The sequence below is a fragment of the Micromonospora sp. WMMD1219 genome (assembly GCF_049315215.1).
GTDB classification, from domain to species: Bacteria; Actinomycetota; Actinomycetes; order Mycobacteriales; family Micromonosporaceae; genus Micromonospora; species Micromonospora tulbaghiae.
Genome location: NZ_CP186057.1, coordinates 6,186,711 through 6,198,197 on the forward strand (window position 1 = coordinate 6,186,711; position 11,487 = coordinate 6,198,197).

The window sequence follows — 11,487 nt, forward strand, 5'->3', positions numbered from 1 at the left end:
GGCGCCCGTCCCGGGTCCGCTCCCCCGTCGCCCGCGGCGGTCGCCACCACCACCGGTTGAGGGAGGTGCGCCGCGATGGCGCAGAAGAACGAGAAGGGTGTCACCGGCGGCGCGCCGGTGGTGACCGAGCCCGGCAGGGTTCGCAACGTGGTGCTCGTCGGGCACTCCGGCGCCGGCAAGACCACACTCGTCGAGGCGCTGCTGGCCGCCGGTGGCACGATCGGCCGGGCCGGCGCCGTCACCGAGGGCACCACCGTCTGCGACCACGACCCCGCCGCCGTACGCCAGCAGCGCTCGGTGAGCCTGGCCTGCGCCCCGCTGATGCACCGCGACGTCAAGGTCAACCTGCTGGACACCCCGGGGTACGGCGACTTCGTCGGCGAGCTGCGCGCCGGTCTGCGGGCCGCCGACGCGGCGCTGTTCGTGGTCTCCGCCGTGGACGGGATGGACGCCGCCACCGCCGCCCTGTGGGAGGAGTGCGCCGCCGTCGACATGCCCCGGGCGGTCGCCGTCTCCCGGCTGGACCACCCGCGCGCCGACTTCGACGAGGCGGTGGCGCTGTGCCAGCGCGTCTTCGGCGACAACGTGCTCCCGCTCTACCTGCCCATGCTCGGCGACGACGGCGAGTCGGTGGCCGGCCTGATGGGGCTGATCACCCGCCGGGTGTACGACTACTCCGACGGGCTGCCGGCGGCGGTACGCGAGCCGGACCCGGAGCACCTGCCGGCCATCCAGGAGTCCCGCGACGAGCTGATCGAGGGGATCATCGCGGAGAGCGAGGACGAGACCCTGATGGACCGCTACCTCGGCGGCGAGGAGATCGACCCCGAGGTGCTGATCACCGACCTGGAGACGGCCGTCGCCCGCGGCCACTTCTACCCCGTGGTGCCGGTCTGCGCGGAGACCGGCGTCGGCCTGGACGCGCTGCTCGACGGCCTGGTCGCGGCGTTCCCGTCGCCGCTGGAGCACGACCTGCCCGCGGTGACCGGCGTGGACGGCTCGCCCCGCCCGCCGCTGACCTGCGACCCGGACGGCCCGCTCGTCGCCGAGGTGGTCAAGACGACAGTCGACCGGCACGTCGGACGGGTCTCGCTGGTCCGCGTCTTCTCCGGCACGCTCCGCCCCGACCAGGTGATCCACGTGTCCGGCCACGGCATGGCCGAGCGCGGCCACCCGGACCACGACGCCGACGAGCGGGTCGGCCACGTCTACAGCCCGCTCGGCGCGACGCTGCGCGAGGTGCCCGCCTGCGTCGCCGGTGACCTGTGCGCGATCACCAAGTCGGGCAGCGCCGAGACCGGCGACACCATCTCGGCCAAGGACGACCCGCTGCTCATCGCGCCCTGGGAGATGCCGGAGCCGCTGCTGCCGGTGGCGATCGTGGCGCGCAGCCGGGCCGACGAGGACGCGCTGGCCCGCAACCTGTCCCGGCTGGTCGCCGGCGACCCGACGCTGCGGCTCGAACGCAACGCGGAGACCCACCAGCTGGTGCTCTGGTGCATGGGCGAGGCGCACGCCGACGTGGTGCTCGACCGGCTGCGCGGCGGCGGCGTCGAGCTGGACACCGAGCCGGTCCGGGTGCCGCTGCGCGAGACGTTCACCGCCGCCGCGCGCGGGCACGGCCGGCACGTCAAGCAGTCCGGCGGCCACGGCCAGTACGCGGTCTGCGACATCGAGGTGGAGCCGCTGCCCCGGGGCGCCGGCTTCGAGTTCGTCGACCGGGTGGTCGGCGGCGCGGTCCCGCACAACTACATCCCGTCGGTGGAGAAGGGCGTCCGGGCGCAGATGGAACGCGGCCTGGTCGCCGGCTACCCGGTGGTGGACCTGCGGGTGACGCTCGTCGACGGCAAGGCGCACAGCGTCGACTCCTCCGACGCGGCGTTCCAGACCGCCGGCGCGCTGGCGCTGCGCGACGCCGCCGAGAAGGGCCAGCCGGCGCTGCTGGAACCGGTCGACGAGATCACCGTACGGGTGCCGGACGCGTCGGTCGGCGCGGTGATGGGCGACCTGTCCGGGCGGCGCGGCCGGGTGCTCGGTACCGAGCCGGACCCGGACGCCGAGGGCCGCACGCTGGTCCGCGCCGAGGTGCCCGCGACCGAGTTGCTGCGGTACGCCGTCGAGCTGCGCTCGATGACGGCCGGCACCGGCACGTTCCGGCGCGAGTTCGCCCGCCACGAGCCCATGCCGGCCCACCTGGCCGACCAGGCCCGCAAGGAGTCCACAACCCGCTGACCCGCCCTCCCTCCCCTGACCCCCTCGCTCCCGCGATCTTGCACTTGCGGCCCTAACAAGGTGCGCATTCCGGTCATCCCAAGGGCCGCAACCGCAAGATCGACGCCGAGAGGCGGGGGCGGGTCCGGGGGGCGGCCTTCGGTCAGGGGCGGACGGCGGGGACGGGGGGCATCGGCCAGTGGGGGCGGTCGGCGTCGCGGAGGGCCGCCGAACGTACCGCCGCCAACTGCCGCTCCACCTCGGCGAAGTGGTCCGGGGCGAGCGGGCCCCGGGCCAGCGCGGCCGCGTTCTCCTCGACCTGCGCGACCGTCCGGGCGCCGGGGATCGGCACGGCCCGGTCGCTGCGCGCCCAGATCCACCCGATCGCCCCCTGCGCGAGGGTGCGCCCGTCGGCGGTGAGCGCGTCGCGCACGGCGGCGACCCGGCGCAGCCACTCCGGGGCGGGCCGGCCGCTGCGGAACCACTCCAGCCAGGTCGGCCCGAGTCCGCGTACGTCGTCGCGGGGCAGCGTGGACTCCGGCGTGTACTTGCCGGTGAGCAGACCCATCCCGAGCGGCCCCCGGGCCAGGCTGGCCAGGTCGTGCTTGTCGCAGGCGTCGAGCATGGCCGGGGCGTCCCGGAGCACCGACAGCGCGTGCTGCACGGCGGCGGCGCCGCGGGCGACCTGGGCGAAGGCGGCAGCCCGGTCGGCCCGGTCGGTGCTCCACCCGTACGACCGGATCAGGCCGGCGCCGACCAGGTCGTCGAGCGTGCCGACGAGCGCCTCGGCCCGGGGCAGCGGCAGGTCGCCGAGGTGCAGTTGGTAGAGGTCGATGCGGTCGGTGCCCAGCCGTCGCAGCGAGTCGGTCACGGCCCGGCGCAGGTGGTGCGGGGAGGCGTTCTCCCCGGTGGCCTGCCGGGTGCGCTCGTCGAACGTGTAGCCGAACTTCGTGGCGATCACCGCCTCGTCGCGCCGGCCGGCGAGCGCCCGCCCGAGCACCCGCTCGCCGTGCCCGGCGCCGTACGTGTCGGCGGTGTCGAACAGCGTGACGCCCAGGTCGAGTGCGCGGCGGACGGCGCGTACCGACTCGTCGTCGTCGACCCGGCCCCAGCCCAGCGGCCGGGCGCCCTCGGCCCACGGGCCGCCGATCGCCCAGCACCCCATGCCGAGGGCGCTCACCTCGATGCCGCTGCGCCCCAACTGTCGTGTGTCGACTGCCACCGCCGCATCCTGTCACCTTCCCGGGGAGCGCGGGCCGGTTCGTAGCCCACGAGCCCGGCCACGGTCACGCCCCGTGACGCCGAACGGGAACAGGCGTGGTGGGGCGGAATTCGTCCCGGCCGGAGGGACGACCGGCCCGGCCCGCGCCGTCGGCCGGGCCGTCCGCGTGCGGGCGCCCGGGCCGCCGGGCCGCCGGGCCGCTGCCTCAACGCGGTCCGTCAGCGGGCGTGGGCCAGCAGCACCGGCTCGTCCTGGCCCGGCCACGCACCGGTGAGCCCGCCCGCCGCCGGCACGTCGGCCGGGACGGGCCGCCGGACCACCGCCAGCTCGACGTCCCCCACCCGGACCACCGTCACGCCGCCGTCGACCGGGCCAGCCGGAGCCGAAGCCGCTGACACCGGACCGGCCGACACCGGACCGGCCGGGACCGGACGGCCGGTGCGGCTCCCCGTCAGCGTCATGCTCGCCGGGCGCACCTCGCGCTTCCCGTCGACCTCGAAGTACTCCTCGGCCTGACCGGCGTCGGCGAGCACGGCGGCGGCCAGCAGCGGCGGGTACACCGGGTCGCCGCAGGCGTCGTACACCCAGCGGCGGCCGAGCACCGAGTGCTCGACGAGGCCCACGAAGAAGTCGTCCGCCCCGTCCAGCGGCGCGCCCCGGTAGGTCAGCGGCACCTGGAGCACCGGGCCGTCACCGGCGCGCACGAGCAGCGTCTCGACGCCGACCTCACCGGCCGGGTCGTCGAACCGGTACGCCGCGACGCGCGTGACCTCCGCGCCCGCCTCGCCGGCGAACCAGGACCGGCCGGGCAGCCAGGGTACGAGCAGCTCCAGTTTCGAGGGGCGCAGTTCCGCGCGGTGCAGGAGGGCCATGCGCAAGATCGTACTGTCGGAACGGGCCGCCGTCAGGCCGCCGCCCACGCCTTGGCGAGCAGTTCCCGGGTGTCGGCGAGCAGTTGCGGCAGCACCTTCGTCCGGCCGATCACCGGCATGAAGTTGGCGTCGCCGCCCCAGCGCGGCACCACGTGCTGGTGCAGGTGCGCGGCGATGCCCGCGCCGGCCACGCCGCCCTGGTTCATGCCCAGGTTGAAGCCGTGCGCGCTGGAGACGTGCCGGACCACCCGCATGGCGGCCTTGGTGAACGCGGCCAGCTCGACCGTCTCCGGCTCGTCCAGCTCGGTGTAGTCGGCCACGTGCCGGTAGGGGCAGACCAGCAGGTGGCCGGGGTTGTACGGGTAGAGGTTGAGCACCGCGAAGACGTGCTCACCCCGGGCCACCACCAGGCTCTCCTCGGCCGGCAGCCCGGGTGCCAGGCAGAACGGGCAGCCGGCCGGCTTCTCGTAGCCGCCCTCGGGCCGGTCCTCGCCGGAGATGTAGGTCATCCGGTGCGGCGTCCAGAGCCGGTCCAGCCCGTCCGCCAGACCGTTGTCGCCGCCGTACCCGGTGTCCCGCTCCGCCCCTGTCACACAGGCGATCCTACGATCCGGGCCGGACCGCCGCCGAACCGCGCCGCCGCCCGGGCGGCGCGGTCGGCGGACCGCCTACTCGGCGGCGGTGGCGGTGGGGCCGGCGTTGGTACGCGACTCCACCACCTCACGGACGTGCGCCACCGCCTCGTCGATCGGTACGCCGTTGCGCTGCGAGCCGTCCCGGTAGCGGAACGAGACGGTGCCGGCGGCCACGTCGTCGTCACCGGCGATCACCATGAACGGGATCTTCTGCTGCTGCGCGTTGCGGATCTTCTTCTGCATCCGATCGTCGCCCAGGTCGACCTCGGCCCGGATGCCGTGCCGGCGCAGCGTCGCGGCGAAGTCGACCAGGTAGTCGCCGTGCTCGTCGCGGATCGGGATGCCGACCACCTGCACCGGCGCCAGCCAGGCCGGGAACGCGCCCGCGTAGTGCTCGGTGAGCACGCCGATGAACCGCTCGATCGACCCGAACTTCGCGCAGTGGATCATCACCGGCTGCTGCCGGGTGCCGTCGGCGGCCTGGTACTCCAGCCCGAAGCCCTTGGGCTGGTTGAAGTCGTACTGGATGGTCGACATCTGCCAGGTACGGCCGATCGCGTCCTTGGCCTGCACGGAGATCTTCGGGCCGTAGAACGCCGCGCCGCCCGGGTCCGGCACCAGTTCCAGGCCGGTCTCCAGCGCGCACTGCTCCAGCACGGCGGTGGCGGTCGCCCAGTCGGAGTCGGAGCCGACGAACTTGTCCGGCCGGGAGTCGTCGCGGGTCGACAGCTCCAGGTAGAAGTCGTCGATGCCGAAGTCGCGCAGCAGGCTGAGCACGAAGCCGAGCAGGTGCTTGATCTCGGCCGGCGCCTGCTCCTTCGTGCAGTAGGAGTGCGAGTCGTCCTGGGTGAAGCCGCGCACCCGGGTCAGGCCGTGGATGACGCCCGACTTCTCGTACCGGTAGACCGACCCGAACTCGAACAGCCGCAGCGGGAGCTGCCGGTAGGACCGCCCGCGCGACCGGTAGATCAGGTTGTGCATCGGGCAGTTCATGGCCTTGAGGTAGTAGTCGCTGCCCTCCATCTCCATCGGCGGGAACATCGTGTCCTTGTAGTAGGGCAGGTGTCCCGAGGTGTGGAAGAGACCTTCCTTGGAGATGTGCGGGGTGCCGACGTAGTCGAAGCCCTCCTCGATGTGGCGCGCCCGGACGTAGTCCTCCATCACGCGCTTGAGCACGCCGCCCTTGGGGTGGAAGACCGGCAGGCCGGACCCGATCTCGTCGGGGAAGCTGAACAGGTCGAGGTCCGCGCCGAGCTTGCGGTGGTCGCGGCGGGCGGCCTCCTCCAGCAGCTTCAGGTACGCCTTGAGCTCGTCCCGGGTCGGCCACGCGGTGCCGTAGACGCGCTGGAGCTGCGGGTTGCGCTCCGACCCGCGCCAGTACGCGGCGGCCGAGCGCATCAGCTTGAACGCGCCGATCAGCCGGGTGTTCGGCAGGTGCGGGCCGCGGCACAGGTCCGACCAGCAGACCTTGTCCTCGTTGGCGGCGAGGTTGTCGTAGATGGTCAGCTCGCCGCCGCCCACCTCCATCACCTCGGAGGAGTCCAGCCCCTCCCCCTTGACGTCGATCAGCTCCAGCTTGAACGGCTCGGCGGCCAGCTCGGCCCGGGCCTCGTCCAGGTCGGCGAACCGGCGGCGGCGGAACCGCTGGCCGGACTTGACGATCTCCTGCATGCGCTTCTCGAGCTTGGCCAGGTCGTCCGGCTGGAACGGCTTGTCGACGCCGAAGTCGTAGTAGAAGCCGTTCTCGATCGGCGGGCCGATGCCGAGCTTGGCGTCCGGGAAGACGTCCTGCACCGCCTGGGCCAGCACGTGGGCGGTGGAGTGGCGCAGCACGTTCAGCCCGTCCGGGCTGTCCAGGGTGACCGGCTCGACGGCGACGTCCTCGGCCGGGCGCCAGTCCAGGTCGCGGAGCTGGCCCTGCGGATCGCGGACCACCACGATCGCCTTCGGCCCGCTCATCGGCAGGCCGGCCGCGGCCACCGCGTCGGCCGCCGTGGTCCCGGCGGCGACGACGACGGGGTCGGCCACGACGGGGGTACGGGGTGCGGACACGGTGACTCCTGTCGTCGACGGTACGGAAGGGCCGGTGACCGGCCCCTGCGATGCTATCGGTCGCCCGGACCCGGACCGCCGCCGACGCCGGTGCCCGTTCCCGGCGAGTTCCGTGCCGGGTTGAACCTTTTCGCCCCGCCGCCCGAACTACCAGGTGGGGCCGGAGCCGGTGCCGACCCCAGTCGACGAGGATGGGGACGACCATGAGGATGACCCGTCAGGGCCGGTGGGCGGCTGCGTTGCTGACGGCCGTACTCGCCGGGGCGGTGGGCTGGCCGGGCGCGGCGAACGCGGCCGGGGTGACGGTCACGACCTCGCCCGCCCAGGTACGCCAGGGCGACGCGATCGAACTCGCGGTGCTGGTGCCCGCGGACAGGCCCGGCACGCGGACCACCCGGATCGAGCTGACCATGCCGGCCGACGCCCCGATCGGCGAGGTGTACCCGCTGTCGGTGCCGGACTGGGCGCCGACCATCACCACCCGCACGCTCGACCAGCCCGTCCCCGGCATGCACGCGGCCGAGCTGAACCAGGTGACCCACGCGGTGAGCTGGCTGCGGATGCCCGGCACCGGCACCGGGCCGGCCCGGCTGCCGCTGGGCATGGGACCGATGCCCGCCACCGACCGGCTCACGTTCACAGTCGTGCAGACGTACGACGACGGCACAGTGGTCCGGTGGGCGGACCCGGCGGGTGGCGCGCACCCGGCGCCGACGGTCGAGCTGCTGCCGCCGCTGCCGGGCACCGTGACGCACGACGGCGGCGCCGGGACGAACGGCGGCGCGCACGGCGGTCACGGCGCGGCGGGCGGCCCCGGCGCTGCCGGCGGGGCGCAGGGCGGTGCGGTGGGCGGCACGGCACCGGCGGCCGGTGCGGCCGACGACGGGCCGAGCGCGGACCTGCTGCTGGGCGGCGGCCTGCTCGCCGGGCTGGCCGGTGGCGCGGCGATCGGCTGGCTGCTCAGCCGTCGCCGGCGCGACACCATGACCCTCCCGCCCGACGACAGCCCTTCCCCCGACGAGCCCGCCGCCACCGGACGTCCGGACACGGACCCCCGCTCCGGCTCCCCCGAGCCGGCCCCCGCCCCCGACACCCCCGCGACCGTCGAGCCCGTCCCCGCTGGTGGTGCGCGCCGGAACGCATGATCGACTCCACCTCGCCGAGGTGGCTGCATCCCTCCGCCGCCGACCCCGCCACTTCCCCGAACCGGCGCGCGTACCCACGACCACCACGGCCGGCGAGGGAGGGCGGGCGGTCAGGCGGGGGTGGGGAGCCAGGTGGGGAGCGGCTCGCGGGCGGTCAGCCAGCCCTCCGGCACACCACCCGGCGCGCCGACCCCGGTGTACGCGGCCACGATCCCGCCCACGATGGCGGCCGTGGTGTCCACGTCGCCGCCCGCCTCGACGCAGGCGCGGATCGCGGCGGGGTAGTCGTGCAGCAGCGTGGCGGCCACCCAGAGCGTGAACGGCACGGTGTCCTGCGCGGTCACCCGGGAGCCGTTGCCGAGCGCGTCGGCCGCCGCGGCGGCGGAGTGACCGAGCAGCGCGGCGGCCCGGCGTACCCCCCGGTGCACCTCACCGGCCGGGTCGAGCGCCCCGGCGACGGCGGTGAGCAACCGGGCCGGGTCGGGCCGGCCGCCGTCGAGGCGGGCGCGGGCGGCGAGCGAGGCGGCCACCGCGACAGCCACCGCACCGGCGACGCCCTCCGGGTGGGCGTGGGTCACCTCGGCCGAGGCACGGGCCTGCTCGGCGGCGCGGCGGGTGGAGTCGGCGTGCCAGGCGCCGAGCGGCGCGACGCGCATGGCGGCGCCGTTGCCGCAGGAGCCCTGCCCGTCGAACGCGGACGCGGCGGCCACCGGCCACGGCGTGCCCGTGCGGATCAGCCGCAGCACCGTCACCGCGCCCGGCCCGTACCCGCGGTACGGCTCGCAGCGCTGCGCGAACGCCAGCGCCAGCCGGTCCCGGTCGATGCGGCCCGCGGCGGCCAGCTCGGCCACCACCGAGCAGGCCATCTCGGTGTCGTCGGTCCACTCCCACGGCGGCGCGGGCAGCCGCCCGGCGGCGAGGTCGTCCGGGTGCCGGCCGGGAACGAAGAACTGGGAACCGAGGGCGTCGCCCACCGACAGGCCGGCCAGCGCGTCGCGGGCGAGCGTGAGGCGGGTGTCGGGGAAGAGCGTGAACGTCATCGCCGTCCCAGCTTGCCCGGTTGGCCGGACCGCCGCAACGCGACCGGCTTGCCACGCCGAGTACGGTGCTGACGTGGCAACCGTCCTGCTGGTCGAAGACGACCACGTCGTGCGCGGCGCCATGCTGCGATCGCTGACCGACCGGGGGCACGCGGTGCACGCGGTCGGCACCGCGCTGGACGCGCTGCGCCGGGTCGCCGCGGAGACACCGGATCTGGTGGTGCTCGACCTCGGCCTGCCCGACCTGGACGGCTCGGACGCGCTGCGCATGCTGCGCGGCATCACCGACGTGCCGATCATCATCGCCACCGCCCGTGACGACGAGCAGTCGGTGGTACGGCTGCTGCGCGCCGGTGCGGACGACTACATGGTCAAGCCGTTCACCGGTGCGCACCTGGACGCCCGGATCACCACTGTGCTGCGCCGGGCGGGCCGGGCCAGCCGTACCGTCGCGCCGGCCGTGCACACGGTCGGCGGCCTGCGCGTCGACGTGGGCGAGCGCAGCGCGGTGCTGGACGGGGAGGCGCTGGCCCTGACCCGCAAGGAATTCGACCTGCTGGCGTATCTCGCCGCACGTCCCGGCCGGGTAGTGTCCCGGCGGGAACTCTTGGAGGAGGTATGGCGGCAGCCATCGGTCGGCGAGGACCAGACCATCGACGTTCACCTGTACTGGCTCCGCCGCAAAATGGGCGAGTCCGCGGCGAAGCCGCGCTACCTGCGCACCGTGCGGGGGGTCGGCTTCCGGCTGGTGGCGCCGGACTGAGGCTCACGCTCGCCGGGCTCACCGCCGGCCTGTGCGGCCTGATCGCGCTCGCCTTCCTCATCCCGCTCGGGCTCACCCTCGCCGACCGGACCCGGGAGGCGGAGCTGGCCGACGCCGCGCGCCGGGCCGCGCTGGTGACCGGCGCGCTGGCGGTCAGCACGGACACCGCGACGATCGAGCGGGCGGTGGCCGCCGCGGCCGGCGACGATCCGGCCAAGCGACCGGTGGTGCACGGCATCGGCGCGGACGAGTCGGCCGGCCGCGCGAACCCGCGGGTGCTCGCCGACGCCGCCGCGCAGCGGCGTTCGGTGGTGACCGAGGTGGACGGCGGGGTGCTGCGGCTGGACCCGGTGGTGCTCGGTGACCGGGTCGCGGTGGTGGAGGTCTTCGTCCCCGACGAGGTGCTCGACTCCGGCGGCGGCGGGCGGTGGCTGCTGCTGCTCGCGATCGGCCTGGCGCTGGTCGGCGCGGCGGTCGCGGTGGTCGACCGGGTGGCGGCCCGGGCCGTGGACGCCACCGGCGACCTGGTCAAGGCGGCGCTCGCGGTGGGCGACGGCGAGCTGGGGGTACGGGTCGAGCCGACCGGCCCACGTGAGCTGGCCGAGGCCGGGCACGCGTTCAACCGGATGACCGAACGGCTGGTGGCGCTGCGCGCCGACGAGCACGAACTGGTCGCCGACCTGTCGCACCGGCTGCGTACGCCGCTGACCGCGCTGCGGCTGGACGCCGAGGCGCTGGAGTCCGACGACACGAGCATCGGCACGTTCAGCGAGGCGGAACTGGACCGGCGGCGCGGCATCCGGCGTATCCGGCAGGCGATCGTCACGCTGGAGGGCGAGGTCGACCAGCTCATCAAGACGACCCGCAAGGCGGTCGCCCAGGAGTCGGCGCCTGCGTCGTGCGACGTGAGCGAGGTGGTCCGGGACCGGATGGTCTTCTGGTCGGCACTGGCCGGGGACCAGAACCGGCCGCACCGGGTGGTCGGGGCGCAGTTGCGCATCCCGGCGCCGGTGCCCCGCGCCGAGCTGGCCGCCGCGCTGGACGCGGTGATCGGCAACGTGTTCCGGTACACACCGCAGGGCACCGCGTTCGAGGTGGCGGTGAGTCGCCGGGACGGCTGGGTGGCGATCCGCATCGACGACGCCGGGCCGGGCATCGCCGACCCGGACCGGGCGTTGCGCCGGGGCGAGAGCGACAAGGGCTCCACCGGGCTCGGGCTGGACATCGCCAAGCGGGTCGCGTTGCAGGCGAACGGTTCGGTGAGCATCGACCGGGCCCGGCTCGGCGGCGCGAGCGTGGTGATGCTGCTGGCCGACCCGGACGCGGCACCCCGGCCGGTGAACCGGTTCGGGCTGGTCGGGCGGATGGCCCGGGAGGCACGCGAGCCGCGTCCGGGGCGGCGCTGGCCGCGCCCGCGCTGACCCGTGGCTGTGTACGGGCGCAAGTTCTCCTTAAAGGTGGTTTAACGACGGCCGCGAAACCGGCGTGAACTGCCAGGATCGTTGACAGAACCCATCAGTTCCGTCGGCCGGGACGCCCCGTAAGAC

At 74.9% G+C, this 11,487-nt stretch carries 9 protein-coding genes; 4 read left to right on the plus strand and 5 right to left on the minus strand.

Annotated features, from left to right (window positions below; genetic code table 11):
- The first annotated feature begins 75 nt into the window (after positions 1-75).
- Positions 76-2,232 carry an elongation factor G-like protein EF-G2 gene (locus ACN27C_RS28880; RefSeq protein ID WP_358172869.1) on the plus strand — a complete coding sequence of 719 codons (2,157 nt, stop codon included), beginning with the start codon at positions 76-78 and terminating at the stop codon, positions 2,230-2,232.
- 142 nt (positions 2,233-2,374) lie between these two features.
- Here the strand turns inward: ACN27C_RS28880 and ACN27C_RS28885 are convergent, their stop codons facing one another.
- The 4 genes from ACN27C_RS28885 to thrS form a co-directional block, all read right to left on the minus strand.
- Positions 2,375-3,433, minus strand: coding sequence for an aldo/keto reductase (locus tag ACN27C_RS28885; protein WP_252448576.1), 1,059 nt, complete (start codon positions 3,431-3,433; stop codon positions 2,375-2,377).
- 218 nt (positions 3,434-3,651) lie between these two features.
- The gene (locus tag ACN27C_RS28890) at positions 3,652-4,305 is read right to left on the minus strand and encodes a CG0192-related protein (RefSeq protein WP_350816008.1); all 654 of its coding nucleotides are present in this window, start codon (positions 4,303-4,305) and stop codon (positions 3,652-3,654) included.
- A gap of 32 nt (positions 4,306-4,337) precedes the next feature.
- Entirely contained in the window at positions 4,338-4,898 is a 561-nt protein-coding gene (locus ACN27C_RS28895) for an HIT family protein (protein WP_043325006.1), read from the minus strand.
- 75 nt (positions 4,899-4,973) lie between these two features.
- On the minus strand, positions 4,974-6,992 hold the full coding sequence (thrS, locus tag ACN27C_RS28900) for a threonine--tRNA ligase (protein ID WP_422749384.1): 2,019 nt from the start codon (positions 6,990-6,992) through the stop codon (positions 4,974-4,976).
- Positions 6,993-7,195: 203 nt separating this feature from the next.
- Here thrS and ACN27C_RS28905 point away from each other — a divergent pair, with 203 nt between their 5' ends.
- Positions 7,196-8,137, plus strand: coding sequence for a YcnI family protein (locus tag ACN27C_RS28905; RefSeq protein ID WP_422749386.1), 942 nt, complete (start codon positions 7,196-7,198; stop codon positions 8,135-8,137).
- A gap of 110 nt (positions 8,138-8,247) precedes the next feature.
- On the opposite strand, the gene ACN27C_RS28910 is transcribed toward ACN27C_RS28905, so the two are convergent.
- Positions 8,248-9,177, minus strand: coding sequence for an ADP-ribosylglycohydrolase family protein (locus ACN27C_RS28910; RefSeq protein WP_120570579.1), 930 nt, complete (start codon positions 9,175-9,177; stop codon positions 8,248-8,250).
- Positions 9,178-9,250: 73 nt separating this feature from the next.
- On the opposite strand from ACN27C_RS28910, the gene ACN27C_RS28915 reads away from it, so the two are divergent.
- Together ACN27C_RS28915 and ACN27C_RS28920 are read left to right on the plus strand one after the other, a co-directional pair.
- On the plus strand, positions 9,251-9,940 hold the full coding sequence (locus tag ACN27C_RS28915) for a response regulator transcription factor (RefSeq protein WP_013285422.1): 690 nt from the start codon (positions 9,251-9,253) through the stop codon (positions 9,938-9,940).
- A gap of 29 nt (positions 9,941-9,969) precedes the next feature.
- Positions 9,970-11,361, plus strand: coding sequence for a HAMP domain-containing sensor histidine kinase (locus tag ACN27C_RS28920; protein ID WP_422751686.1), 1,392 nt, complete (start codon positions 9,970-9,972; stop codon positions 11,359-11,361).
- Positions 11,362-11,487: the final 126 nt, after the last annotated feature.